This is a genomic window from Citrobacter sp. FDAARGOS_156, assembly GCF_001559235.2.
GTDB lineage: Bacteria > Pseudomonadota > Gammaproteobacteria > Enterobacterales > Enterobacteriaceae > Citrobacter > Citrobacter youngae.
Genome location: NZ_CP014030.2, coordinates 1,546,324 through 1,571,049 on the forward strand (window position 1 = coordinate 1,546,324; position 24,726 = coordinate 1,571,049).

Consider the following 24,726-nt stretch of genomic DNA (forward strand, 5'->3'; position numbering starts at 1 on the left):
CGTTCCCGGTCTGTTATTGATTGAGGACGATAAGCGGCGTTCGATGCTCCGGTTCATTTATGACCGTGAGATCGGCACCGTACAGCGCGTTCAGCGCCCGTTGCTTCAGGACATCCTGCGGATACCCGTTATCAACAATCCTGCCGCGTTCCATCAATACCACGCGGTCGGCATAACGCGCTGCGAGGTTGAGATCGTGCAGGACGCAGCAGACGCTAAACTGCCGTTCACGCACCAGGCGACGCAGCAGACGAAAAAGGTGCTGCTGGTGGTGAATATCCAGGGCGGAGGTGGGTTCATCGAGAAACAACCATTTGGACCGAGGCTCGGGCTCCCAAAGCTGAACCAGCAGACGCGCCAGCTGTACCCGCTGTTGTTCTCCTCCCGACAGATGCCGGTAATCGCGCGCGGCCAGCGCCTGGCAGTCGCACAACGTCATGATGTGCTCCGTTTCATCGCCCGTATTGCGCGTGCGATACGGATGCCTGCCCATGCGAATGACCTCCTGAACGCTAAACGGGAAGGCCATATGACTGTTCTGGCGCATCACGGCACGGATTTTTGCCAGCTCGGTGATTGACCACTCGTCCAGCGGCTTGCCGAATAAGCTACAGCGCCCACTGTGAGGTTGCAGATAACCTGTGAGCTGGCGTAGCAGCGTCGATTTCCCGGCGCCATTCGGGCCAAGGATCGCGACGATCTCTCCTTGGGGTAGCGTCAGGGAAACATCGTCGGTCAGTCGTCTCCCCTGAATGTTGTAGATCAGATTTTCTGCGGCGATCATGACACCCTCCGGCTACGCAGGATTAACCACAGAAAATACGGTCCTCCGATCAGGCTGGTTAACAGGCCAACGGGCATTTCGGCAGGCTGCACCAGAGTGCGGGCCAGCGTATCGGCAATCAGGAGTAGACAGGCGCCCGCCAGCGTAGAGCAGGGAATCAACCAGCGATGATCGGCGCCGGTAGTCATTCTGATCAGATGCGGGATCACCAGGCCTATAAAGCCAATTACGCCGCTGACGGAAACGGCAGCGCCAACCAGTAGCGAGCTGAGCAACAGTAACTGCTGGCGCTTACGTTTGACGTTCACGCCGAGGTAATGCGCCTCTTCATCACCCAATTGCAGCAAATTAAGCGTGCCCGCCATACAGACGGTGATAGCAATGGCTGGAAGAACAAAGGTACTGGCAACCAGCAGCGTTGGCCACTGGGCCTGGCCGAGATTGCCCATCATCCACAGTGTAAGTTGACGTAGCTGCTGCTCATCGCCCACATAGCTCAGCACGCCAATAGCCGAACCGCACAGAGCATTGATAGCGATACCAGCTAACAGCAGTTGCATCATTCCGCCGTGGTTATGCCGCTGGCTTATCAGGAAAATAATCGTGCAGACCACCATGCTGCCCGCGACGGCAAAAATCATCTGCTCATACAGCACCAACACCACGGGAAACGAAAAGGGGATAACTATCGCGATACCGACCATCAGCGCGGAGCCGCTACTGACGCCAAGCAGGCCAGGATCGGCCATCGGATTGCGAAAAAGCCCCTGCATAATGACCCCTGCCGTTGCCAGCGCTGCGCCTACCAGAACGGCCAGCAACACGCGGGGCAGGCGGATGTTCAACCAGATGTCACGGTATTCGTCGTTGAACAGCGCGCTGAAGCTAATGTTCAGCGCCCCCTGGCTGGCTCCGAAGAGCATCAGAGCGACCAACAACAGAGAAAGACCCGTCAGAATGCTGACGGAAGAAAGCGAGTCCTTAAGCACGCAACGCTCCATAACGTCTTTGCGGCGCGAAGTTCCCGCGCCGCGAGGGGTTTACGCGGGTTTCAGTCCTGGCTCAACCAAACTGTAAATCTGGTTATTGAGTGACGGAGCTGTAGCCAGTTCGTGAATGTGCCTGGCAACATCTGCGCGCATCACAAAACCATGGCACTCCTCGGCCTGTATCCGTTGCGCCTGACCTGTGGCTGCACCGTTCAGTAAACCGCCGGGGCGGAGAATGGCGTAGTCCAGTTGACTGGTTTGTAGCCAGCTTTCAGCCAACGATTTTTCGCGTACCGCCTGACCAAATGCGGCCCTGGCGCGTGGGGACAAAAAGGGCCAACTGTCGCCACAGCCAAGCGAAGTCACCAGAATCATGCGTTTGATCTCCGCTTTTTCTGCTTCATCAATGACGGTTCTGTGCGCCAGATAATCCTCGGCACCGCCCATGGAGGAGATCACCGTGGCATGTTGACCCGCTGCGCGACAGGCACAGGCGGTGACCTGGCTGTCGCAGGCGTCGCCAATGAAGACCTGCACTCCTTTTTCCTGCAACCCGGCAGCGACCTGCGCGTTGCGAACGACGGCAATCACCGGACGTTGTTCCGCCAGTGCGAGTGCCAGCGTTTTCGCGCCGACGCCGCTACCACCCGCACCAAAAATGAGCCATGGAGCCATCAGGCATGTTCCTTTAAGGATGAAGACAGCGCGTGAAAGGCGCTGACCTGGTCGGCCAGTAGCTGACGATGCTCATCCCGACCGAGGAAAATTTTGAACATAGCGCTACCCGCCTGGTTAAAGAAGAGAATGGACGCGGTGTCCATGCCCATAAATTTGCGTTCAATCAGGGCGATATGCGTGCAGTTTTCTGCCTTGATATGACCGGTCATGCCTTTTTTGCCGCGCAGGTTGAAGTAACCGTGGCGGTGGAATCCTGAAGGTAATTCACCCGTGAATTCCAGTATGACATCAGCAGTATGGACCAGGGTGGTGACTTTGCCCCATTCGCTGACGGTTTCCCAGACGGTATCAAATTGACTGCCGGAAACCAGCGTCGGGGAGGGGAGGTTTTTCACCACCTCCAGCAGCGTGGTGTTGTACTGGGCTGCGATAGCTTCCAGCGTACCGTCCGGCTCAGTTTTCAAAAAATCCTGTAAAGAGACATGGCTCATACTTCACTCCTTTTATGGTTGCTCTACCGCAATACGCGGCGCGTTAAGTGTTTGAATCAGTTCATCAAGAGACTGCAAAATATTGCTCGCCCAAAAACGCCCTTCATTGGTCAGGCGCAAACAGGTACTGGCATCTCGCGTCAGTCCTGCGTGATGCCACTGGGTCAGTAGCGGGGCCAGTTTTTGTGCATGAGGCGTCAGTTCATCCAGCGGGACGCGGGCCGTTTCGATACCGGCCTGGAGGGTGTGTCGCCACTGGAAACCACGCTCGGCGGTGCGCATCATCATCATTAGCGGTTTTTTTCCGGCGACGATAGATTCATGCCATGTACTCAGATTGCGCTCGACCATCCAGGAATAGCCATTGACTGACCCTCCTGCGCCAGAGCCGAATGCCAGACAGTCTGCTCCCTGTTTAATCAGCAGGTTGTACAGATTGCGTTCCCGCGTCGTTCTCGCCCAGTGGCTGTTACTGATACAGCGCCAGCCCGCGCTGTCCATAAAATCGCAGCCCTGAAGATAGAGATCGCGGCGTTCGGCAGGAGAGGGAACGGTTGTGCGCCCGGTTTCAACCGCTTTGCCAAGCGGTGTATTAGGGATCAGGTTCAGCGCATAAAGATCTACACCGTCGAGGCCGATGTCGCGAGCAATCGCCAGATCCTCGCCCCACACCTTTGCGTCCTGTCCTGGCAGACCAAACAGCAGATCGCACACCACGGCGGCACGATCCCGTTTTACCAGCCCCTGCATAAAGGCCGTCGCGGTCGGGCCGTCCGAAGTGCGCGCCATTTTCTTGCGGATCCGGCTGTTAAAAGACTGAATACCGATCGAAAATCGATTGGCGCCAGCGTCAAGGCAGGCATCTATTCGCGCATCGTCAAAATTGAGTACCCGCCCCTCAATAGTGATTTCGCAGTCCGGCGCCAGAGGTAGCTTGTCACGCAGTGCGGTGATGATTCTGGCCAGATCCCGTGCCGACAGCGCAGACGGTGTACCGCCGCCAAAATAGACGGCGTGAATCGGGGCCGACTGATGTAATGCGCTATCGGCTTCCATCTCTATTTCGCGTAATAGCGCGTTGGTGTAGCGGGCGCAGTGATCCTCTTCAAAGCGGTTTTGATAAAAACCGCAGAAAGTACAATGTGTTGCACAAAAAGGGATATGCAAGTACACCAACCGTTTCCGCGGTGGGGTTGGCTGGCTGATGACCTCCTGCCAGGTTTGTGACAATAGCTCTTTGGCAACCGGGATCGCCCCACGCCAGGGCATCGTGGCGCGGCGATCCTTAAAGGGCTGACTTCCCTCGAGCGCAAAATGCGCGGTGAGATCCAGCGAGTGTTCAGTTTTCATTGTTCTTTATAAATCCAGTTAGTGAGGCCAGAATTGCTGGTGCAGGGCTTCAACCGCATCGGCGACGCGCGGCCCCATACCCAGAATCAGCGCCTGGTCTACCGCCACAATGCGCTGCTTTTTCCAGGCTGCAGTGTGGGTAATACCGGCGATTGCGCTCAGACGAGCCAGACCACCATCCACCATTTGCGACGTCACCACGATCACCTCTGGGTTGGCGGCGATCAGCGATTCCGCGCTGTAGCTTTTGTACTGTGCGTGAGTGGCGACATTTTGTGCGCCCGCAAGGGTCATAATGGCATCGGCAACGCTACCCTTGCCGGCGACCTGTGGCGCGCTGCCGCCAGCGGAGAGAATGAACATGGCTTTGACCGGCGCGTTTTTCGCTGCCACGCTGTGCTGAACGCGATCCAGACGTTGACGAATGCGATCGATCAACGTCTCACCTTGTTCGGGAATGCGCAGGGTTTGAGCCAGTTCCCGGATGTTGGCGTACATTTGCTCAACGGTGGCCGGTACGCGCGGCAACGTCACGACGTTAACTTTTTGCGCCCGCAGCTGATCCAACACGATTTGAGGGCCTGCATCCTGCCAGGTGATAAAGCTGTCCGGATGCAGCGATAAAATGCCCTCGCTGCTTAACTGCTTCCAGTAACCGATGTGCGGGAGTGCGGCAGTTTCGGGCGGGTACGAGGTGGTTTCATCAACGCCGAGCACCCGGTTGCCGACGCCCATGGCGTATATCAGTTCGCTAAGCGAGCCGCCCGCCACCACCAGGCGGTCGGCGGACTGGGCGCTGAAAACGCAGGCGAGGCTCAGTAAGCCAATCAAGAGTTTTTTCATCGTCAGAAATTCCACGCAAAGCCAACGGCGGCATTGAAACCAGCGTCTGGAATAGATTCATGCGCGGTTCTGTAACGCTTGTCGGTCAGGTTGTTGAGCGCGAGGTTGATCTGATACTGATCCTGCGGACCGAACTCGGCGTTGAATGCAAGGTTAAGCGTGGCCCAGCCTGGGTAGTTGATTTCCGTGGTGCCGGTATTATCTTTGGCGCTGGACGCCGCGCGGATAAAGACATCGGACGTCAGGTTAGCGACGTTCATCAACCAGGTATGTTTCAGGCCGACGCGCCCGGTCAGAGTGGGTTCGCCGGTATCCCAGGTTTTAAGGGTATTGCCTTCGTACTGACGGCGAATGAGATTACCGCTCAGGTAAGGTGAAACTGCCCAGCCGTTGTATTCTGCGGTGAGTTCCATGCCCCAGGTTTTGGCCCGATCGATGTTGTCGTAGTAGTAATAGCCGCCCCGTGAAGAGGTGGTATTACCGCTGCATACGGGTTGACCTGAACAAGCCAGACTGGCGATATAGTCTTTAGCTTCGGAGTAATAAATGGCGCCGTCTATCAGCCACATATTCCCTTTATACCGCGCGCCCAGCTCATAGTTATTCGAGTGTTCCGCCTTCAGGTTTGGGTTGCCGTAGGTCACGCTACCGCCTGCGGACGTCTGTGTGAACAACTGAGTCAGCGTAGGGAAGACATAGCCCTGGGCATATGCAGCCCGGAGTTCAAGATCCTTAAAACCGGAATAGCGTAGGCTGGTTGAGGTCACCAGTTCATCATCGTGAACGGAATTTCCCCCGGTAGATTGCCAGGTCGTACCGCTGCTTTGGATAGTTTGCGTATCGTTGCGATTGAGCTTCGAAGACAGCCAGTACTGGCGTGCGCCCACGGTCCACGTCCAGTCATCGGCAAAGCGCCAGTCGTTTTGCGCGAACAATGAGGTGTTGCTTTGCTCCGCTTCGTTGTATGACAGCGTGCGGGTTTGTGTATCGAAGAAGCCGGTAGCCGCGGTCTGGCGCGTGCTGCCGTCCGTGTCCTGTTTTATTTTGTCATGCTGGTACTGAGCGCCAATCACCAGCTCGTTGTTAGCAGGCAGGGAGAAGTTGCTCTGTAGCGTTACCCCCTGGGTATACTGTTTGTCGTTGGTATTGGTCTGATTGCTGACCGTCAGCGCTTTAATCATCGGGCTGGGGATAACCTGGGTCGTTTTGACCCGGTTTTCAAATTTGCGCTCTATTGTCTGGGTGTATGCGTCAACATGGATGTTCTTCAGGTAATCCCCATCGGCCGCGTAGTCGTAGAAAAGACCGATTTTCTCGCGTTCCAGCTTAGGAATTTTGACGCTAAAGTCGTCGAACTGGCCTTCCGGATCGTCAAACCAGGTTTGGGTGGACAGTTTGTAACGATCGAGGGAGAGTCCGATTTTGTGGCGATCGAAGTTGTAACCAAGCCACACGCCCTGGCCGTTATTACGGAAATTGGTGTCGGGCAATCTTCCGTCAGGTGTGTCGCGGTCGCCCTGGTCGGAATAGCTGCCATTGATGCGGTAGTCAAAGTTTCCGATGCTGCCCCAGGCTGCCGCTGATTCTTCCCATCCTGCCGTTGCGGAGTTATAAACAGCCTTAACGCTGCCACCGAGAGGCTTATCGCCGCCTTTTTTGGTAATAAAGTTCACGACGCCGCCAATCGCCTGCGAACCGTAGAGGACAGAATAGGGGCCTTTGACCACTTCAATCCGTTCCAGCGCGGATTCGTCAATCAGCAAACCGGCTCCGTAGTTTTGTCCGGCACGTTGGTAACTGACGACCTGGCCGTCGATCAAAATCAGCACCCGCGAAGAGGCTTCGCCACGGATACGAATTTGTTTCCGCCCTGCGAGGGCGTTATCGGTGACTTCGACGCCGGGAATATCTTGTAAATCATCAGCAATAGAAACGTTGGTGGAATTTTGCAGCGTCTGACGATCGATAACCTGGATGGTTGCCGGGCTATCCCAAAGACTACTTTCTGTGCGGTTAGCCGTGACGATCACCGTGTCTTCGTCGGACGTAGAAGCGTGTGCTGAAGAGGTAGCTGCAAAAGCGGCGCCGGACATGCATAATGTCAGGGCTGAAAGAATAAATGGCCTTTGGTTATTCCGTGGCAACATAAGAGAACCTTTGTTGAATGTAAATGATCATCATTATCATTCGCGTTTATATATAAAATTGTTTCCCTTTGTTCAAGATGAAAGATGTAGAACCAATATATCTTTTGATTTGAGTCAATTTCGTGCAGTCATTAAATGCATAAATGTGATCTGAATCGGATATAACAATGTGAATTAAAAGGATTTGTGCATCGCGGTGATGGTGGAAAATGTGCAGAGTTCTCGGGTAAATCATTACGACAATCTGGGCTATAATGGGGCTCAGTACCAACAAGATCCGCGGGGGAAATGTGAATATTAGCGATGTTGCGAAAAGAACCGGTTTGACCAGCAAAGCGATACGCTTTTATGAAGAAAAAGGCTTAGTGACGCCGCCGCTGCGTAGCGAAAATGGTTATCGCACATACAACCAACAGCATCTGAATGAACTGACGCTGCTGCGCCAGGCACGCCAGGTGGGTTTTAATCTCGAAGAGTGCGGCGAACTGGTGAATCTGTTTAACGATCCGGCGCGCCATAGCGCAGATGTGAAAAAGCGTACCTTAGAAAAGGTCGCGGATATTGAGCGGCATATCAGCGAGCTGCAGGCCATGCGCTTGCATTTGCTGGCACTGGCGGAGAGTTGCCCTGGCGATGACAGCGCCGAATGCCCGATAATCGATAACCTCTCCGGCTGCTGCCACCATAAAGCAAAGGCTTAACGGCGAGGGGGATTAAGCATAAATACCACCGTGCCGCGGTACCACGGGGATTTCTCAAGCTGCGCTTCCGCCTGCGGGTCCCGGCTACCGTTTTGCACCAGCCCCAGCTTAAACGGAATGCGCAGACGACTGAGTGCAGGCAGATACGCCTGATAATTCGTTACCGTATGACGGCCCTGATAGCTCTGGACCACCAGTTCATCGACCGCCAGCGCATTCAGCGTGGCGACGTCGCCCGTTTTTGCCCAATCCAGAAGTCCAGTCACGCCAAGTGCAAACTCGGCCGGTAGCTGTTGGCGTAATTGCTGCAGAAAGCGGGCGTAATCGGCAAGCTGATGGGTCGCCGCGTCAAAATCAACCTGCAGGCCGACCACGTGATTCCCGGCGGTCTGCCAGCGTTGCATCAATCTTATGATGCGAGCCGGGATCGCCTCCGGTACGTCGAGCGTGGTAAAGCGCACGGTCAGCCAGATTGAGGGAAAAGACAGGCGGCTGACCGGCAGCCCGAGACGCTGGAAAACCACGTTACCCGAACGAATCAGCACCTCACCCTGATGCAGATAGACCGTTTGTGCGTCTTTCAGCTCGTCACTGGCCTTCACGCCGGACCACAGCCAGAAGGCCGGATGCTCACGGGCGGCGACGATATCCGCCGCCTGTGCCTGTCCGACCAGCAGCGCGGTTACCAGTAGTATTTGAGTTTTTGCGCCCACGGACTTCCCGGATACTGCGTTTTCAGTTGGGTGAACCAGCCTTTACGCTGCAGTTTATCCACTTCCTCACCGCCGCACTCGTTAGAACCTGACGGCGCATAGCACATGATGGCGCGATACAGCGCGAAGCTCTTGTCTTCAACCTCTGCTTTTGGCGAAGTGATTACCTGCTGATAGTAGCTTTGCCTGTCGAACTGGCCGAACGGCTCCTTGCGCGATATTGCTGATTCAAGTACGTCGTTGCCAGCACTGTTTTTCCACAAATCGACGTGGGTTTGCGTGGTGCGGAAGAATTCGCCTAAGCAGTTCAGCGCGTGGGCATCATCCGCTTTTTTGCTCAATACCGTTACCGTTTCATTGAGGCTGCGACAGGTGTAACCGGCTTGAGCGGCATCGCCATTCCAGTCGAAAATACTCAGATTAACGTCAGCAAACGCGTCGCCAATAACCGGTGGGGTAATGGCGCTGGCCAGCTTTCTGTCATTCAACCAGTCGCCAAAGCGGTTTTCGGTAAGATCGCGTACCAGCAGCGTATGCAGGGCGATGGTACGCTCTTCATTGTTAGGTCCATGGACGGCCTGCTGGCGCAAAAGTTCAGGCGAGGCCTGTGTTTTCAGTATCTGCGAGCGAAAACGCAGGTTGGTTACTGCGCTTTCTGGGGCAAAAACCGCCGCCACGTCGCCGCTATAAACCAGCGTTGCGGCGAGCTTAGCCTGTACATACTGCTGCTGTTCGTTGTCCTGGCTGAGTTTTAGCAACTGCTGCCAGAAATCACGCGCCGCGCGCCAGTTCTTCTGGCCCATCAGCGCTTCGCCGTACAGTACCTGTTCACTGAAGGCGAGCGTATCGTGAGCGGCAAGTTTCTGCGCTGGCGTAACGGCCTGAATAATCGCCGCGTAGTTCTCCGTCGCCAGCCACAGATTCAGTTGCAGATCGCGCCATAGCGGCAATTTTTGGCTCTGCTCAAACACCGGTTTGCTGGCATCGAGCTGCGCCTGGGTCAGCGTGGGTTTACTGTTGTTATCCAGACGCAGCGCGCGCAGCAGTTCGATATAGCTGACATGCGGTGCATCGGGGAATGCTTCTACCACGGACTGTTCGTAGAACGCCATACCGTAGACATTATCGTATTCGATGACAATTTCACGCAGTTGCCGAGCGTCAGCCGACTGCTGGAGCGTCTGCTCATACAACCCGGCCAGCTGCGGCCACGCCTGTAAATACCAGTTGATGCGACGCAGCATACCGCGCGCGGAGTCGGCATACAGGCCTTGCGGGTAACGTTGCAGATAGGCTTGCGCCTGCATCTGAGCCTGAGTCGCGTCCTCGCGGTTAATTTTTGCAATATCAAAATCGCCGTACTCGCCCACGCTGTTCTGGCTGCTCTTGTTCAGGGCCGCACGCATCAGCATGTATTGCGCGGTCTCTGCCAGCCACGGACGCTCACTTTTGGCAAGCTGAGTGAAATCCCGTTCGGCGCTGGCATAATCACCGGCATAGAAACTGGCGGCTGCGGCCAGATAATTTTTATAGGCCTGAGCGGGTGAATCCGCCGGGAGGGGGGCAAGCGAAGACTCAATTTGCTCGCGGGTTGCCCCGGATAGCAGCCCCGTACGTGCCTGGGCTAAGGCCTGGCGCTGTTCCGTCGTTAACGTCGAGTCGGCCAGCAGTGCGGCAAAAAACGCGCTGACGCTCCCGGTGTTATTCGAAACATGACGGTTCTCAAGCTCAGCGTCGTTGACGTTTATTTCGTCTGCGCTAATGTTCAGTTCGGCCATCTGTCGGGAGAGTGGGCTGTTTTCGCCGGATACTGGAGTAGCGGCTGGCGGCGGGGCAACGTCATCCCACTGCGGATGATAGGCAAAATAGAAATCCCGGGAGCGGGTGATATCCGCTGGCATTGATTGCACCGGCAGAGCAAATGATTTTTCCTGGCTCAGCAGCCGCAGCAGGTTATCGCGGCTGTCGTTTTCCGGATTAAAGGTCGGCGTGCCTTTCAGCAGGCAGCTGTCGTCGCTCCATTTGCAGTCTTCCATATCGAAAGAGGCGAATGCCTGCGGGGCGGCGGTCAGTAATGTGCAAAGGGCAAAGGCAAGGGGTGTCTTCCTGACCATAGTCTTATTTCCTGTCTTTTTAGTGTGATACCGCTTTAATAATCAGGGTTATCCCTTCAACGGCTATGACTTCAACCTGCGTTCCGGCGCTCAAATCGTCGCGGGCGCTGACGGGCCATGAGCTATCGCCGACGCGCATATGTCCACGGCCATTGACCAGGCCAGTGTCCAGAATAAATCGACGGCCAACCAGCTGCTGCCCGCGTTGGTTAAGATGGCTGTCGGCGGGTTTCTGCTCCTGAACGCGCCTTGCCAGCCATTTCCACCACAGCCACGCCGCCAGCAGGGTGAGGGCGGCGAACATCGCCCCCTGCCACGCCCAGTCAAGCGGGACCAGCCACACCACCAGGCCGGTAATTACCGCCGCTACGCCGCTCCACAGCAGATAGCCGTTACCGCCCAGCATCTCGGCGGCGAGTAGCAAACCGCCGAGGCTGAGCCAGAAGATGTGGGGGTGCACCAGAATCATCGCTATCATGATTTTTTCCGCTCGCTGGCGCTGTCCTTAACCAGTTCGGCAATCCCGGCAATGGAGCCCATCAGGCTGCTGGCATCCAGCGGCATCATCACCACTTTGCTGTTATTTGACGAACCGATGTGTTGCAGCGCTTCGGTGTATTTCTGGGCCACGAAGTAGTTCACGGCCTGAATATCCCCGGCGGCAATAGCCTCAGAAACCATCTGCGTTGCGCGAGCTTCGGCTTCTGCGGAACGTTCACGCGCTTCAGCCTGTAAAAACGCGGACTGGCGTTCACCTTCCGCTTTAAGGATCTTCGACTGCTTCTCACCTTCGGCCTTGACGATTTCTGCCTGACGGATCCCTTCGGCCTCAAGAATGTAGGCGCGCTTGGTACGTTCGGCTTTCATCTGCGCGTTCATCGCGTCGATAAGTTCTGCCGGAGGACGCACGTCGCGGATCTCGATACGGGTGATTTTGATGCCCCAGGGATTCGTGGCTTCATCAACAATATGCAGCAGGCGCGTGTTGATGTTGTCGCGCTGGGAGAGCATTTCATCGAGTTCCATCGAACCGAGAACGGTACGAATGTTGGTCATGGTCAGGTTGATAATCGCCAGTTCCAGGTTGCTAACTTCATAGGCCGCTTTCGGCGCGTCGATCACCTGAATAAAGCACACGGCATCAATGGCGACGTTGGCGTTATCTTTGGAGATGACTTCCTGAGAAGGGATATCAAGCACCTGTTCCATCATGTTGATCTTACGACCAATGCGGTCCATGAACGGCACAACAAGGCTTAAACCCGGTTGCAGGGTTTTGGTGTAACGGCCAAAACGCTCTACCGTCCACTGATATCCCTGCGGGACGATTTTGACGCCAGCGCCGACGATGACCAGCGCGACAAAAATAAGAATAGGAATAAAAATGAGCATTGATGAAACCTCCTGTTGTGCTGTCCTTTACTGCCTCATTAATCAAATTATACCCGATTAATCAAGGGGGGTTCCCTTATAATAAATTACAGGCATATACCCTTCATACTTCAAGTTGCATGTGTGTTAGCTACGTTAGCTCACCCCAGTCACATAGTTAGCTATGCTCCTGGAGATTAATGAGGGACATCCATGTCCCTCACCGGAGGCCAGCCTTAAGCTGGTCAAATTCGTTCCTGACGAATTTGTCGCTCACTTGCCGCCTTCATGCAACTCGAATTATTTTGGGTATAGACTGTCTGCATGAAAGAGGTAAAAAAGGGATATGTAATGGAAGAAAGCAGCATTCTGCTTCAGTTAAAAAATGTCGCATGGCAGGCAGGGGAGACGCAGGTTCTCAATAACGTCTGTTTTGATCTCCGCGCCGGAGAATTTAAGCTGATTACCGGCCAGTCTGGCTGCGGGAAAAGTACGTTACTCAAGATTGTGGCGTCATTAATGAGTCCGACTGCCGGTGAGATTCTGTTTGAGGGCAAGGATATAACCACCCTCAAACCCGAAGTGTATCGCCAGCAGGTCTCTTATTGCGCGCAAACGCCCGCTTTGTTTGGTGACACCGTTTACGACAACCTCATTTTCCCCTGGCAAATCCGTAATAAACGTCCGGAGCCGGATGCGTTTCTGAGCGATCTGGCCCGTTTTGAACTCCCCGAGACGATCCTCAGAAAAAGCATAAATGAGCTGTCCGGTGGCGAAAAGCAGCGCATCTCGTTAATTCGTAATTTGCAGTTTCTGCCCAAAATCCTGCTGCTTGATGAAATCACCAGCGCGCTGGATGAGGCTAATAAACGTAATGTGAACGAATTAATTCACCACTATGTTCGCGATAAGAATATTGCGGTGCTGTGGGTGACGCACGACAAAGATGAAATTACGCATGCGGATAATGTCATAACCCTTCAACCGCACGCCGGAGAAATGCAGGAAGCACGCAATGAACGAGCATAATATTACCAATGAGTCCCTGGCATTAGCGATGATGCTGGTGGTGGTGGCGATCCTGATTAGTCACAAAGAAAAACTGGCGCTGGAGAAAGATATTCTCTGGAGCGTTTGCCGGGCAGTGGTTCAGCTTATTATCGTCGGCTATGTGCTGAAATATATTTTTGGCGTTAACCACAGTATTCTGACCTTACTGATGGTGCTGTTTATCTGCTTTAACGCGGCTTATAACGCACAAAAACGCAGTAAATATATTGATAAAGCTTTCCTCTCGTCGTTTATCGCTATCACGGTGGGGGCGGGATTAACGCTGGCGGTGCTGGTTTTGTCTGGCTCTATCGAGTTCACGCCGATGCAGGTCATCCCGATCTCCGGCATGATTGCAGGCAATGCGATGGTGGCGGTGGGGCTGTGTTACAACAATCTGGGGCAGCGGTTTAACAGCGAACAGCAGCAAATTCAGGAAAAACTCAGCCTCGGCGCGACGCCGAAAGTGGCCTCCGCGCCGCTGATTCGCGACAGCATTCGCGCCTCGCTGATCCCAACGATCGACTCTGCTAAAACGGTAGGGCTGGTGAGTTTACCGGGGATGATGTCCGGGTTGATCTTCGCCGGTATTGATCCAGTAAAAGCAATTAAGTATCAGATTATGGTGACGTTTATGCTGCTTTCTACCGCCAGCCTGTCGACCATTATTGCCTGCTACCTGACCTATCGGAAATTCTATAATTCGCGCCACCAATTAGTCGTAACGCATTTGAAGAAGACGTGATGTGATGCCGGATGGCGGCTAGCGCTATCCGGCAAATGCGGCAGATTAGTACAACAGCGCGTACAGCTGGCGGCGGTATTTTGAGGCCAGCGCATCGCCGGTTCCGAGTGCGGCAAGGATCTCCTGGAAGGTCTTACGTGCCTGACCGTCGGCAGCAGTGAGATCTTTCTTCAGGTGGCTGAACAGCAGTTCCAGTGATTCCTCGTTACGTCCGACCTGATGTAACTGGATGGCCAGTTGAGTTGCCAGCGCCGCATCCTGCGGATTGCTGGCGACCTGCTGCTGCAGTTGCTGGATTTCCGGTGTATCCGCCGCCTGCTTCAGCAGTTCGATCTGTGCGATCAGCCCCTGATAACGGGTGTCCTGATCCTGCAACGGAATGGTTTTCAGCACCGCTTCGGCTTCGTCAGAGCGGTTCAGGGCGATTTGCGTTTCCGCCAGCAGCAGGCCAATTTCGCTGCTCTGGTTGGAGATCTGCCAGGCTTCTTTCAGCAGCGGCAGCGCGTCGGCGTGATTACCGGCTTCGATGAACTCGATTGCCTGACGCGCTTTCAGCTCTTCTTCGCTCGGCAACACTTTTTCCAGCAGCGCGCGGATAACCTCTTCCGGCTGCGGGCCCTGGAATCCGTCTACTGGCTGACCGTTCTGGAACAGATAAACCGTAGGGATGGCGCGTAGGCCAAACTGAGAAGCGATCATCTGCTCGGCGTCGCAGTCGAGCTTGGCGAGAATAAACTGGCCGTTGTACTGGGCGGCAAGGCTCTCCAGTACCGGCGTCAATTGCAGGCAGTGCTGGCTGCGCTCAGACCAGAAATAGAACAGGACCGGCGTGGTCATCGACTGTTCAAGGGTCTGCTGCAGGTTAGATTCGTTAATGTTAACAATATTCTGTGTGGACATGGAGTTACTCTCTTTTGTCGATTTCTTGTTACATGGGGGCTGACGCGCGCGCTTCAACTCAACCCTGTAAAATTTTGTCCATTATGCGGCCTGGCAACAGGCGTTTAAGTAGCATCACTGCCCAGGTCACCAGTGTAACCGGATAACGGAGCTTCGGTTTGTCGCTCTCAAACGCATGACGCACTTTAGCGACGACCGCTTCTGGTCCCAGCGTAAAACGCGCGGCAATGCCGGGGTTTTCCACGGGAGCATCGCTCTGGGTCTGGTTGACGTTTTCGGTAAAACGGGTGCGAATAGGGCCGGGTTCAATCAGGCTGACCTTAATGCCGCTGTGGCGCAGCTCCATACGCAGCGCGTCGGACCAGGCTTCCAGCGCATATTTGCTGGCGGCATAGGCGCCGCGTCCCGGCGTTGAGATCAATCCCATCACCGATGAAGTCATCACGATACGTCCTTCGCCGTGAGGGAGCATGGCAGGCAACAGGCGCATGGTAAGCTGATGTGCGCCAAAGAAGTTGGCGGAAAATTGCTGCTCCATTTGCTCGCGGCTAATGGTGGACAGCGGGCCATAGACGCCGTATCCGGCGTTGTTAAAGATCCCATACAAACGATTATCGGTCAGGGCGATCACCTCGTTGGCGGCGCGATCCACGCTTTCGGGTGAATCCAGATCCAGCAATACGCCAGTGAATCCCATACTGTTCATACGCGCGACATCGTCAGGTTTGCGACAGCCTGCCAGAATTTGAAAACCCTGGCGTTTAAGCTCAAGCGCACTTTCCAGACCGATTCCGCTGGAACATCCTGTTATTAAGACCGATTTTTGCATAACTTTACCTGTCAGGATCTCCGTTGAATTACGAGTCGTGATTTACTAAAGGGGTCAATTGTTTCGCCATCCAGTCGGCAATAAACGGCTGGGCGTCACGATTAGGATGGATACCATCATCCTGCATCCATTGGGGTTTCAGATAGACCTCTTCCATAAAAAAGGGCAGCAGAGGAATATCAAACTCTTTGGCAAGCTTGGGATAAATCGCGCTAAAGGTTTCATTATAACGGCGACCGTAGTTAGCTGGCAGATGAATTTGCATCAGTAGCGGTTCGGCATTTGCCGCTTTCACGTCTTGCAAAATGGTACGCAGGGTTTGTTCAGTTTGGGCTGGTGCAAACCCGCGCAGGCCATCGTTGCCGCCAAGTTCGACCAGCACCCAGCGCGGCTGGTGCTGCTTGAGTAATGCGGGTAGGCGGGCCAGACCCTGCTGAGAGGTATCACCGCTAATACTGGCATTTACCACCGGTGTTTTGCTGTGCCATTTATCATTAAGCAGTGCAGGCCACGCGGCGCTGGCGGACATACGGTATCCGGCGCTCAGGCTGTCACCCAGAATTAATAACGTGTCCGCTGCGGCGGCGCGGAAAGTTAACAGAACCAGGAACAGGAAAGGCCAATGCCAGCGGAAAACATTGTTGAAGTTCATCATCTTAAGAAATCCGTCGGTCAGGGTGATCAAGAGCTATCCATCCTTACCGGAGTTGAACTGGTTGTCAAACGCGCCGAGACCATTGCGCTGATAGGCGAGTCGGGATCGGGGAAATCCACGCTGCTGGCGATCCTCGCCGGGCTGGACGATGGCACCAGCGGTGAAGTCAGCCTGGTGGGGCAGGCGCTGCACACTATGGATGAAGAAGCCCGGGCGCAGCTGCGGGCGCGACACGTGGGTTTTGTCTTCCAGTCATTCATGTTAATTCCAACCCTCAACGCGCTGGAAAACGTCGAACTGCCCGCGCTGCTACGCGGCGAAAATAGCGGAAAAAGCCGTGACGGGGCAAAAACGCTGCTGGAGCAACTGGGGTTGGGAAAACGCCTTGATCATCTTCCGGCCCAGCTTTCCGGCGGGGAGCAGCAGCGCGTAGCGCTGGCGCGGGCGTTTAACGGACGCCCTGATGTGCTGTTTGCCGATGAACCAACGGGCAATCTGGACAGGCAGACCGGAGACAAAATCGCCGACCTGCTGTTTTCTCTGAACCGGGAACATGGCACCACCCTGATTCTGGTGACTCATGACCCGCAGCTGGCGGCGCGTTGCGATAGGCGTTTACGCCTGGTGAACGGACAGTTGCAGGAGGAGGCATGATTGCACGCTGGTTCTGGCGCGAATGGCGCTCGCCTTCATTACTGATTGTCTGGCTGGCGTTAAGCCTGGCGGTGGCCTGCGTACTGGCGCTGGGCAATATCAGCGATCGCATGGAAAAAGGGTTGAGCCAGCAAAGTCGTGAGTTTATGGCGGGCGATCGGTCGCTGCAAAGTTCGCGCGCCGTACCGAAAGCGTGGATTGACGAGGCGCGACAGCGTGGTCTGAAGGTGGGTGAACAGCTCACCTTTGCCACCATGACCTTTGCCCGGGATACGCCGCAGCTGGCGAACGTCAAAGCGGTGGATGATGTGTATCCGATGTACGGCACGCTGCAAACCAATCCGCCGGGGCTGAAACCGCAGCCGGGCTCAGTGCTGCTGGCCTCGCGTCTGATGGCGCTGCTCAACGTAAAAATCGGTGATTCCATCGACGTTGGCGATGCCACCCTGCGCATCGCCGGGGAAGTGGTGCAGGAACCGGATTCCGGTTTTAATCCTTTCCAGATAGCGCCGCGCCTGATGATGAACATGGCGGATGTCGAAAAAACGGCGGCGGTCCAGCCGGGAAGCCGGGTGACCTGGCGCTATAAATTTGGTGGTACGCCACAGCAACTGGAAGCCTATGAAAAATGGCTGCTGCCGCAGTTAAAGCCGGAACAGCGCTGGTATGGGCTGGAGCAGGATGAAGGGGCGTTGGGGAAATCTCTGCAGCGTTCGCAACAGTTCCTGCTGCTGTCGGCATTGTTAACGCTACTGCTGGCGGTTGCTGCCGTTGCCGTGGCGATGAATCATTACTGCCGTAGCCGTTACGATTTGGTGGCGATATTAAAAACGCTCGGCGCGGGCAGGGCGCAGCTGCGCAAGCTGATTATCGGCCAGTGGCTGATGGTGCTGGCGCTGTCTGGCGTGACCGGCGGCCTGTTCGGGCTGTTATTTGAGCGGGTGCTGGTGGTATTACTGAAGCCAGTTCTGCCCGGTGAGCTGCCGCCCGCCAGCCTGTGGCCGTGGCTGTGGGCACTCGGTACGATGACCGTCATTTCTCTGCTGGTGGGGCTACGCCCTTATCGCCTGCTGCTGGCGACACAACCATTGCGGGTACTGCGTCGCGACGTGGTGGCAAACGTCTGGCCGCTTAAGGTCTATCTGCCCGTAGCAACGATAGTTGTGGTTGCGCTGCTGGCCGGATTGATGGGCGGAAGTATGCTGCTGTGGGCGGTACTGGCCGGGGCTGTGGTGCTGGCGCTGCTGTGCGGCGTGCTGGGCTGGATGCTGCTCAACGTACTGCGTGGCCTGACGTTAACGTCGCTGCCGCTGCGTTTGGCGGTCAGCCGGCTGTTGCGCCAGCCGTGGTCAACGCTGAGCCAACTGTCGGCATTTTCGCTGTCCTTTATGCTGCTGGCGCTGTTGCTGGTGCTGCGCGGCGATCTCCTCGACCGCTGGCAGCAGCAAATGCCGCCGGAAAGTCCAAACTATTTTCTGATCAACATTGCCACTGAGCAAGTGGCTCCGCTGAAGGCTTTCCTTGCTGAGCATCAGGTGATCCCTGAGTCGTTCTATCCCATCGTGCGGGCGCGTCTGACGGCAATCAATGACAAAGCGACCGAAGGTAATCAGGACGAGGCGCTTAATCGTGAATTGAATCTGACCTGGCAGGATACCCGGCCGGATCATAACCCGATTACCGCCGGAAGCTGGCCGCCAAAAGCGGGTGAAGTGTCGATGGAAGAGGGGCTGGCGAAGCGGTTAAACGTAAAGCCTGGCGATCGTGTGACCTTTATGGGCGATACCCAGGATTTCAGCGCCACGGTCAGCAGTCTGCGCAAAGTGGACTGGGAAAGCCTGCGACCGAATTTCTTCTTCATTTTCCCCTCCGGTGCGCTGGACGGGCAGCCGCAAAGTTGGTTAACCAGCTTTCGTTGGGAGAACGGCAACGGCATGCTGACGCAGCTTAACCGCGAATTCCCGACTATCAGCCTGCTGGATATTGGCGCTATTCTCAAACAGGTGAGTCAGGTGCTGGAGCAGGTGAGCCGCGCGCTGGAGGTGATGGTGGTGCTGGTTACCGCCTGCGGTATGTTGCTGCTATTGGCGCAGGTGCAGGTGGGGATGCGTCAGCGTCATCAGGAACTGGTGGTCTGGCGTACGCTGGGCGCGGGCAAGAAGCTGCTGCGTACCACGCTGTGGTGCGAGTTCGCGATGCTCGGGATGGTCGCCGGCCTGGTGGCGGCCATCGGGGCGGAAACGGCGCTGGCGGTGCTGCAAACCCACGTGTTTGATTTCCCGTGGGAACCAGACTGGCGGCTGTGGGTTGTGTTGCCGCTTTGTGGGGCATTGCTGCTCTCTCTCTGCGGCGGATGGCTCGGTTCACGTCTTCTTAAAGGCAAAGCGTTGTTCCGTCAGTTCAGCAGTTAATTCATATTCGTGATGATTACGCACCGGTTTTTTTAAATCGGTGCGTTTTTTTATCTATGTAGCACAAATTGATAACTACTTGATATTTAACAGCACAAATCAATAAAAACCCGACAACACGAGTGTATTAATAAACGTTAATATTTGTATGCTGAATAATTGGCAGGCTATCTATCAAGGTACAAATAATGACTATAAAAAAAACGGCGCTGGCAGTATCGATCGGCGCAGCAGTGGCATTAACGACTTTCGCCTCCCAGGCGGAAATCACGGTCCTGAAACAAGATCCGCAAGCGGGCAATCCGCTGAGCCGTCTTAATTTCACCGTCGGCGGGAGTATTCGTCCGCAGTTCCAGAATATGGCTGGTGACGATGGGAAGAATGGCTACAAACGTAATGGCTTCGACGGCGGGACGCGTTTCCGCTTCGCCGCTGACTACTATCTGTTTGATGACATCAGTTGGGTGAGCTACTACGAGCTGGGTGTTAACTTCCCGGCGATGTTCAACTGGGACAATCACTATGCTAACGGTGCCAACGATACCACGCGTCGTATGCTGTACACCGGTCTGAAGAGCGCGACCTGGGGTACGCTGACCTTCGGTCAACAGAACAGCATTTACTATGATGTGGTGGGTGCGAAAACGGATATCTGGGACTACGACATGATCGGCCAGGCGCCAGGTAACGGTATCAATGGCGACTACGACGGTTCCTATCGTACACGTAAGTCACTGAAGTATAAAAATACGGTAGGCGATGTTGATCTTTACGCGTCTTATCTGTTCAGCGATGACTACAACCCGAATAACGGCCTGCGTTACAAACGTAAAGGCGGCGGCTCGCTGGGTGTGGATTATCACATTACCGATGACCTGACCTGGGGTACGGCGTGGAACTACACCCGCGCGGAAATGCGTGGTAACACCAGCAAAACCTACGATCAAAACATCGTCGGTACCGCGCTGAGCTGGAAACCGGACAACTGGACCTTCTCAATGGGCGGCGGCTGGTATCAGAACTTCATGACCACCAAAAAAGTCTCGGTTAACGACTACTTTGCCGGTGATGCCTGGGGTCTGGAATACTTCGCGGGTTACACCTTCCCGGTTGGTCAGTATGCGCTGAAATCCGTTCAGCCATACTTTATGGGTGATCGTATTGAATACGTGAATGGTCGTAACTACCTGCGCACCGACAACGGTGTGGGTATCAGCTTCCAGCTGGATTACGGTTTCCGTGTGGATTACGAACACGTCTTCACCTCCAGCACCGACAATCTGGGTGATATGAACCTGGTTCGTCTGCGTTACGATTTCTAATCAAACGCCCGCCGCCCGATGCGCTTATCGGGCCTAAGAAAGCTGTTGTAGGCCGGATAAGGCACTTGTGCCGACATCCGGCTTTTTCATGCCTTCTCTCATTTGAAAACACATTCTGCAACATCATGAATTAATTTCAAGGACAGCAGGTTGTGATCTGTGTCATGTTAACAATCAGCCTGTTAAACAGGTTAACAACAACAACGCCGCAAGAACGGCGTGAGACATGACACCACAACGTTAAAATGGAGAGATTATGGGATTGCGTCAGAGTTTACGCGTCGCGACCGGGGCGCTGTTACTGGCCTGTGGATTACAATTTGCTCATGCGAACAGTGATCCGCACACCATCGTATTTGGCGTCGCGCCTGGGCCGTACGGCGATATGGTAAAACAAGCCATTGCCCCTACGCTGAAAGAGAAAGGCTATAAGGTCGTGGTGCGCGAATTCAGCGACTACGTGCAGCCTAACATGGCGCTCTCCAACGGCAGCATTGATGCCAACCTGTTCCAGCACTCGCTTTACTTTGACAAATTCACCGCCGATAAAGGCCTGAAGCTGAGCAAGCTGATTGTGGTTCCAACGGCCGGGATGGGGTTTTACTCACATAAAATCAAAAGTCTGGATGAGTTGAAAAAAGGGGATGTGATCACGCTTTCCAACGATCCCACCAACCTGGCTCGCGGTCTGCGTTTCCTGCAGTCAATTGGCCTTATCACCATCAAAGATAACATCGACCCGACTAAAGCCTCTGAGCGCGATATCGCCAGCAACCCGAAAGGGCTGGTGTTTAAACCGCTGGAAGCGGCACAGCTGCCGCGCACGCTGGACGGCGTGACCGGCGCGCTGGTCAACGGCAACTTTGCCGTAGCGGCAAAACTGGATCTTGCCAGCGCCATCAAGCAAGAGCATCTGGATGAAAATCTTAAAAATATCATTGCGGTACGTAGTGAAGATGCGGATAAACCGTTCGCCAAAGATATTGTTGAGGCGGTGAAATCTCCGGCATATCGCGCCGTGATTGACGACCCGAAAAATATCTACAGCGCCTTCCAGAAACCGGAATGGATGTCGGCAGCCCAATAATCGCTGCGCACAAGGGTTAACAGGGGCAGCGACGACTGCCCTTTTCGCATTTCTGAGGTGGCTATGATTGAGATAGAAAAGGTTTGCGTGGACTTCGCCGCAGGCCGTGGACCATCAACCCGGGCGGTTGATGACGTCAGCTTGCGCATTGGCGCAGGTGAAATATTCGGTATTGTCGGAACCAGCGGTGCGGGAAAAAGTACGCTGCTGCGCACCCTGAACGCCTTAACGCGACCGAGCCAGGGAAGCGTGAAGGTGAACGGCGTAGAAATTTCCGCACTGGAAGGCGCGCATCTACGTAAAGCCCGTCAGCGTATAGGGATGATTTTTCAACATTTTAATCTGATGCATACCCGCACTGTGGCGCAAAACGTTGCTTTCAGCCTGAAGGCTGCGGGCTGGGAACGCAGTAAAATTGGCCCGCGCGTGAGCGAAATCCTGTCGCTGGTGGGGCTGTCAGACAAGGCGAACCGCTTTCCGGTTCAGCTCAGCGGTGGGCAAAAGCAGCGCGTGGGTATTGCCCGTGCGATTGCTAATCACCCGGATGTGTTGCTGTGTGATGAACCGACTTCCGCATTGGATCTGGAAACGTCAGCCACGATTCTGACGTTGCTTAAGCAGATCAACCAACAGTTGGGGATCACGATCGTGCTGATCACCCATGAGATGAACGTGATCAAATCCATTTGCGATCGCGTGGCGGTGATGTCCGGTGGCAAGGTAGTGGAGTCTGGTGAGGTGTTTGATGTTTTTGCTCACCCGCAGCACGCTTTCACTCAGCAACTGGTGTCGCATACTCTCAATCTGACGCTACCCGACCGTCTGCGCCAGCATCTGCCCGGTCAGTTGCTAAAAATTCTGTTCATCGGTGATTCGGCAGAACAGCCGGTGTTGTCAGAAGTGGCGGTTAAATTTGGCGTGGCGGTGAACATTCTGCACGGCAAAATTGAATATATCGGCGAACGTGCGCTGGGGATTCTGGTGGTGCAACTCACCGCGCCGCATAACCCTTCTGCGGTGGATGTCGCCGTGGAACATATTCGTCAACGTACTGCACAGGTGGAGGTGATTCGTGGATGATTTATTGCCGGATTTGACGCTGGCGTTCAATGAAACCTTCCAGATGCTGAGTATCTCTACGCTGTTGGCGATTATTGGCGGTCTGCCGCTCGGTTTTCTTATTTTCGTTACCGACCGGCATTTATTCTGGCAAAACCGTTTTGTGTATCTGCTCAGCTCCGTGCTGGTGAATATTATCCGTTCGGTGCCGTTTGTGATCCTGCTGGTTCTGTTGTTGCCGCTCACCCAGTTTTTGCTCGGCAATACCATTGGACCCATCGCGGCGTCGGTCCCACTTTCGGTAGCAGCAATTGCTTTCTATGCCCGTCTGGTTGATAGCGCGCTACGTGAAGTCGATAAAGGCATTATCGAGGCGGCGGAAGCCTTTGGCGCCAGCCCGATGCGCATCATCTGCACCGTTCTGTTACCGGAGGCGAGCGCGGGTCTGCTGCGTGGGTTGACGATAACGCTGGTGAGTCTGATCGGTTACTCCGCGATGGCCGGGATCGTTGGCGGCGGTGGAGTCGGCGACCTGGCGATTCGCTTTGGTTATTACCGCTACGAAACCCAGGTCATGATAGTCACCGTGGTGGCGTTGATTATTCTGGTGCAGGTCGTTCAGGTGCTGGGCGACTGGTTGGCGAAACGCGCAGACAAGCGCGACAGACATTGATTACTGTACGCTAAGCCAGTCAGCCACCTCCTGCCATGAGCCGCGAAAGACGATTTTCGCGGCTTTCTTTTCCAGCTGATAGCGATACATCGGGTCGTAATACTCGTTGAGCAACGGCACCAGCCAGCCCATATGAGCGTCGGTGCTGCCCGTTGCCTGCTGTTCGCGCAGAGCCACGTCGAGCAGGGTGGTCAGCTCGGCAAAACGCTGTAAACCCAGACGGCGGCGGATAGCAAACAGGCCGTGATGCAAATATTCACAGTACTCCTGCCAGCCCTGACTCTCGCCATAAGCGTGAGTGAAATCGTGGTGCATGCGTACAAAATACTCTTCGCGCAGCCGCTCCAGCCGTAGCTCAAAAGGATCGTCCACCACCGCAATAGATGCCTGGGTCATGCGCTCGCGCAGGCATTCGGGCAGATGATTAGCGCCGATCATGCGGCCTTCGTCCTCAAGTACCCACAGACGCAGATCCTGACGGCTGTCGGTTTTCAGCATTTCGACCGCCAGCAGGTTTTCAAAGCTTGCCTGGCTCAGCTGCGGCTCAACGGTGCGACCAAACGAGGAACCGCGATGGTGCGCCAGACCTTCAAGGTCAATGCCGTTCGGCTGCTGTTGCACCAACTGTGTTTTACCGTTCCCGGTACAGCCGCCAATTAAGACAATCGGTTTTTGCACCAGTTCTTCCGTCAGTTGAATCGCTGCCTGGCGCAATGCTTTATAACCGCCTTGTATTAGCGGGTAGTCAGTACCGGACTCGTGCAACCATTGCTGCACAATGTGCGAACGCTGGCCGCCGCGCGCGCAACATAAGTAGCCCGCAGGATTTTGACGACAGGCATTAAGCCATGCCTTCAGGCGTTGCTGGCGAGTCTCGCCACAAACCAGTTGATGGCCAAGCGCGAGGGCGGCCTCAGGCCCCTGACGTTTATAACAGGTACCTACGGCGGCACGTTCGTCATCGTTCATTAAGGGAAGGTTTATTGCGCCCGGCATTGCGCCCTGCTGAAATTCGACGGGGGCGCGTACATCGATTAAAGGCGTACCGGCGAGCAGAATCGCGCGATAGTCCGTTCCATCGTTCATGTTCAGTCCTGAAAATACAAAACAGCAATGGAGGGGATTTTACGCGCCAGGGGAGGGGCCGGGGAAGGATAAAA

Annotated in this window: 24 protein-coding genes; 9 read left to right on the forward strand and 15 right to left on the reverse strand. The window is 55.0% G+C overall.

Annotated elements, in window-relative coordinates:
- Positions 1 to 13: 13 nt before the first annotated feature.
- The 7 genes from AL515_RS07500 to AL515_RS07530 are packed head-to-tail and all read right to left on the reverse strand — an operon-like array spanning position 14 to position 7,282.
- Positions 14 to 784 (reverse strand): heme ABC transporter ATP-binding protein, encoded by a 771-nt coding sequence (locus AL515_RS07500; protein ID WP_061067446.1) that lies wholly within the window; start codon positions 782 to 784, stop codon positions 14 to 16.
- Positions 781 to 1,773 (reverse strand): FecCD family ABC transporter permease, encoded by a 993-nt coding sequence (locus AL515_RS07505; RefSeq protein WP_061067447.1) that lies wholly within the window; start codon positions 1,771 to 1,773, stop codon positions 781 to 783. Before AL515_RS07505 ends, AL515_RS07500 begins: the two co-directional genes overlap by 4 nt.
- Positions 1,774 to 1,824: 51 nt before the next feature.
- Positions 1,825 to 2,448, reverse strand: coding sequence for an anaerobilin reductase (chuY, locus tag AL515_RS07510; RefSeq protein WP_048212395.1), 624 nt, complete (start codon positions 2,446 to 2,448; stop codon positions 1,825 to 1,827).
- On the reverse strand, positions 2,448 to 2,942 hold the full coding sequence (gene hutX / locus AL515_RS07515; RefSeq protein WP_003847520.1) for a heme utilization cystosolic carrier protein HutX: 495 nt from the start codon (positions 2,940 to 2,942) through the stop codon (positions 2,448 to 2,450). Before hutX ends, chuY begins: the two co-directional genes overlap by 1 nt.
- Positions 2,943 to 2,954: 12 nt before the next feature.
- Positions 2,955 to 4,292 carry a heme anaerobic degradation radical SAM methyltransferase ChuW/HutW gene (gene hutW / locus AL515_RS07520; protein WP_061067448.1) on the reverse strand — a complete coding sequence of 446 codons (1,338 nt, stop codon included), beginning with the start codon at positions 4,290 to 4,292 and terminating at the stop codon, positions 2,955 to 2,957.
- Positions 4,293 to 4,310: 18 nt separating this feature from the next.
- Entirely contained in the window at positions 4,311 to 5,135 is an 825-nt protein-coding gene (locus tag AL515_RS07525; protein ID WP_061067449.1) for a heme/hemin ABC transporter substrate-binding protein, read from the reverse strand.
- 2 nt (positions 5,136 to 5,137) lie between these two features.
- A complete protein-coding gene (locus tag AL515_RS07530; RefSeq protein ID WP_061067450.1) occupies positions 5,138 to 7,282 on the reverse strand; it encodes a TonB-dependent receptor plug domain-containing protein in 2,145 nt (714 codons plus the stop codon).
- 290 nt (positions 7,283 to 7,572) lie between these two features.
- On the opposite strand from AL515_RS07530, the gene cueR reads away from it, so the two are divergent.
- The gene (gene cueR / locus AL515_RS07535; protein WP_003021822.1) at positions 7,573 to 7,983 is read left to right on the forward strand and encodes a Cu(I)-responsive transcriptional regulator; all 411 of its coding nucleotides are present in this window, start codon (positions 7,573 to 7,575) and stop codon (positions 7,981 to 7,983) included.
- On the opposite strand, the gene AL515_RS07540 is transcribed toward cueR, so the two are convergent.
- Genes AL515_RS07540 through AL515_RS07555 form a run of 4 tightly spaced genes read right to left on the reverse strand, consistent with a single transcriptional unit; the run spans position 7,980 to position 12,202 of the window.
- A complete protein-coding gene (locus AL515_RS07540) occupies positions 7,980 to 8,696 on the reverse strand; it encodes a DUF3142 domain-containing protein (RefSeq protein ID WP_048212391.1) in 717 nt (238 codons plus the stop codon). The genes cueR and AL515_RS07540 overlap by 4 nt on opposite strands.
- Positions 8,666 to 10,810, reverse strand: a complete 2,145-nt coding sequence (locus tag AL515_RS07545) for a hypothetical protein (RefSeq protein WP_061067451.1) — start codon at positions 10,808 to 10,810, stop codon at positions 8,666 to 8,668. Before AL515_RS07545 ends, AL515_RS07540 begins: the two co-directional genes overlap by 31 nt.
- 19 nt (positions 10,811 to 10,829) lie before the next feature.
- Positions 10,830 to 11,288, reverse strand: coding sequence for an NfeD family protein (locus tag AL515_RS07550; RefSeq protein WP_061067452.1), 459 nt, complete (start codon positions 11,286 to 11,288; stop codon positions 10,830 to 10,832).
- The gene (locus AL515_RS07555) at positions 11,285 to 12,202 is read right to left on the reverse strand and encodes an SPFH domain-containing protein (RefSeq protein WP_003021835.1); all 918 of its coding nucleotides are present in this window, start codon (positions 12,200 to 12,202) and stop codon (positions 11,285 to 11,287) included. The genes AL515_RS07550 and AL515_RS07555 overlap by 4 nt, the downstream gene beginning before the upstream one ends.
- Positions 12,203 to 12,532: 330 nt before the next feature.
- Between AL515_RS07555 and fetA the strand changes: the two genes are divergently transcribed.
- Both fetA and fetB read left to right on the forward strand, forming a co-directional pair.
- Positions 12,533 to 13,210 carry an iron efflux ABC transporter ATP-binding subunit FetA gene (gene fetA / locus AL515_RS07560; RefSeq protein ID WP_061067453.1) on the forward strand — a complete coding sequence of 226 codons (678 nt, stop codon included), beginning with the start codon at positions 12,533 to 12,535 and terminating at the stop codon, positions 13,208 to 13,210.
- Entirely contained in the window at positions 13,197 to 13,976 is a 780-nt protein-coding gene (fetB, locus tag AL515_RS07565; RefSeq protein ID WP_003835795.1) for an iron efflux ABC transporter permease subunit FetB, read from the forward strand. The genes fetA and fetB overlap by 14 nt, the downstream gene beginning before the upstream one ends.
- A gap of 45 nt (positions 13,977 to 14,021) precedes the next feature.
- Here fetB and AL515_RS07570 read toward each other — a convergent pair whose 3' ends face one another.
- From AL515_RS07570 to tesA, 3 genes are read right to left on the reverse strand one after another with little or no spacing between them, the layout of a single operon-like run.
- Positions 14,022 to 14,876, reverse strand: a complete 855-nt coding sequence (locus tag AL515_RS07570) for a co-chaperone YbbN (RefSeq protein ID WP_048226259.1) — start codon at positions 14,874 to 14,876, stop codon at positions 14,022 to 14,024.
- A 58-nt stretch (positions 14,877 to 14,934) separates the two neighbouring features.
- The gene (locus AL515_RS07575) at positions 14,935 to 15,705 is read right to left on the reverse strand and encodes an SDR family oxidoreductase (protein ID WP_061067454.1); all 771 of its coding nucleotides are present in this window, start codon (positions 15,703 to 15,705) and stop codon (positions 14,935 to 14,937) included.
- Between the two features lie 28 nt (positions 15,706 to 15,733).
- The gene (gene tesA / locus AL515_RS07580) at positions 15,734 to 16,360 is read right to left on the reverse strand and encodes a multifunctional acyl-CoA thioesterase I/protease I/lysophospholipase L1 (protein WP_101741825.1); all 627 of its coding nucleotides are present in this window, start codon (positions 16,358 to 16,360) and stop codon (positions 15,734 to 15,736) included.
- On the opposite strand from tesA, the gene ybbA reads away from it, so the two are divergent.
- The 6 genes from ybbA (at position 16,328) to AL515_RS07610 (ending at position 23,566) form a co-directional block, all read left to right on the forward strand.
- Entirely contained in the window at positions 16,328 to 17,014 is a 687-nt protein-coding gene (gene ybbA, locus AL515_RS07585) for a putative ABC transporter ATP-binding protein YbbA (RefSeq protein WP_048233212.1), read from the forward strand. The two genes, tesA and ybbA, sit on opposite strands and share 33 nt — an antisense overlap.
- A complete protein-coding gene (ybbP, locus tag AL515_RS07590; RefSeq protein ID WP_061067455.1) occupies positions 17,011 to 19,425 on the forward strand; it encodes a putative ABC transporter permease subunit YbbP in 2,415 nt (804 codons plus the stop codon). The genes ybbA and ybbP overlap by 4 nt, the downstream gene beginning before the upstream one ends.
- 188 nt (positions 19,426 to 19,613) lie before the next feature.
- Entirely contained in the window at positions 19,614 to 20,747 is a 1,134-nt protein-coding gene (locus AL515_RS07595) for a porin (RefSeq protein WP_048212385.1), read from the forward strand.
- A 256-nt stretch (positions 20,748 to 21,003) separates the two neighbouring features.
- The gene (locus AL515_RS07600; RefSeq protein WP_040232652.1) at positions 21,004 to 21,834 is read left to right on the forward strand and encodes a MetQ/NlpA family ABC transporter substrate-binding protein; all 831 of its coding nucleotides are present in this window, start codon (positions 21,004 to 21,006) and stop codon (positions 21,832 to 21,834) included.
- A 63-nt stretch (positions 21,835 to 21,897) separates the two neighbouring features.
- Positions 21,898 to 22,914: a virulence-associated ABC transporter ATP-binding protein SfbB gene (gene sfbB, locus AL515_RS07605; RefSeq protein ID WP_061067456.1), complete on the forward strand. Its 1,017-nt coding sequence runs from the start codon at positions 21,898 to 21,900 to the stop codon at positions 22,912 to 22,914.
- On the forward strand, positions 22,907 to 23,566 hold the full coding sequence (locus tag AL515_RS07610; protein WP_003021866.1) for a methionine ABC transporter permease: 660 nt from the start codon (positions 22,907 to 22,909) through the stop codon (positions 23,564 to 23,566). The genes sfbB and AL515_RS07610 overlap by 8 nt, the downstream gene beginning before the upstream one ends.
- Here the strand turns inward: AL515_RS07610 and mnmH are convergent, their stop codons facing one another.
- Positions 23,567 to 24,652, reverse strand: coding sequence for a tRNA 2-selenouridine(34) synthase MnmH (gene mnmH, locus AL515_RS07615; RefSeq protein ID WP_061067457.1), 1,086 nt, complete (start codon positions 24,650 to 24,652; stop codon positions 23,567 to 23,569).
- Positions 24,653 to 24,726: the final 74 nt, after the last annotated feature.

Bases quoted from the DNA above. Each gene is read 5' to 3' on its own strand.
- tesA (WP_101741825.1), bottom strand. From the start codon at position 16,360: ATGATGAACTTCAACAATGTTTTCCGCTGGCATTGGCCTTTCCTGTTC.
- fetA (WP_061067453.1), top strand. From the start codon at position 12,533: ATGGAAGAAAGCAGCATTCTGCTTCAGTTAAAAAATGTCGCATGGCAG.
- mnmH (WP_061067457.1), bottom strand. From the start codon at position 24,652: ATGAACGATGGAACGGACTATCGCGCGATTCTGCTCGCCGGTACGCCT.
- AL515_RS07545 (WP_061067451.1), bottom strand. From the start codon at position 10,810: ATGGTCAGGAAGACACCCCTTGCCTTTGCCCTTTGCACATTACTGACC.
- AL515_RS07555 (WP_003021835.1), bottom strand. From the start codon at position 12,202: ATGCTCATTTTTATTCCTATTCTTATTTTTGTCGCGCTGGTCATCGTC.
- hutW (WP_061067448.1), bottom strand. From the start codon at position 4,292: ATGAAAACTGAACACTCGCTGGATCTCACCGCGCATTTTGCGCTCGAG.
- ybbA (WP_048233212.1), top strand. From the start codon at position 16,328: ATGCCAGCGGAAAACATTGTTGAAGTTCATCATCTTAAGAAATCCGTC.
- hutX (WP_003847520.1), bottom strand. From the start codon at position 2,942: ATGAGCCATGTCTCTTTACAGGATTTTTTGAAAACTGAGCCGGACGGT.
- AL515_RS07575 (WP_061067454.1), bottom strand. From the start codon at position 15,705: ATGCAAAAATCGGTCTTAATAACAGGATGTTCCAGCGGAATCGGTCTG.
- AL515_RS07500 (WP_061067446.1), bottom strand. From the start codon at position 784: ATGATCGCCGCAGAAAATCTGATCTACAACATTCAGGGGAGACGACTG.
- AL515_RS07570 (WP_048226259.1), bottom strand. From the start codon at position 14,876: ATGTCCACACAGAATATTGTTAACATTAACGAATCTAACCTGCAGCAG.
- AL515_RS07530 (WP_061067450.1), bottom strand. From the start codon at position 7,282: ATGTTGCCACGGAATAACCAAAGGCCATTTATTCTTTCAGCCCTGACA.
- chuY (WP_048212395.1), bottom strand. From the start codon at position 2,448: ATGGCTCCATGGCTCATTTTTGGTGCGGGTGGTAGCGGCGTCGGCGCG.
- ybbP (WP_061067455.1), top strand. From the start codon at position 17,011: ATGATTGCACGCTGGTTCTGGCGCGAATGGCGCTCGCCTTCATTACTG.
- sfbB (WP_061067456.1), top strand. From the start codon at position 21,898: ATGATTGAGATAGAAAAGGTTTGCGTGGACTTCGCCGCAGGCCGTGGA.
- AL515_RS07525 (WP_061067449.1), bottom strand. From the start codon at position 5,135: ATGAAAAAACTCTTGATTGGCTTACTGAGCCTCGCCTGCGTTTTCAGC.
- AL515_RS07600 (WP_040232652.1), top strand. From the start codon at position 21,004: ATGGGATTGCGTCAGAGTTTACGCGTCGCGACCGGGGCGCTGTTACTG.
- fetB (WP_003835795.1), top strand. From the start codon at position 13,197: ATGAACGAGCATAATATTACCAATGAGTCCCTGGCATTAGCGATGATG.
- AL515_RS07595 (WP_048212385.1), top strand. From the start codon at position 19,614: ATGACTATAAAAAAAACGGCGCTGGCAGTATCGATCGGCGCAGCAGTG.
- AL515_RS07550 (WP_061067452.1), bottom strand. From the start codon at position 11,288: ATGATAGCGATGATTCTGGTGCACCCCCACATCTTCTGGCTCAGCCTC.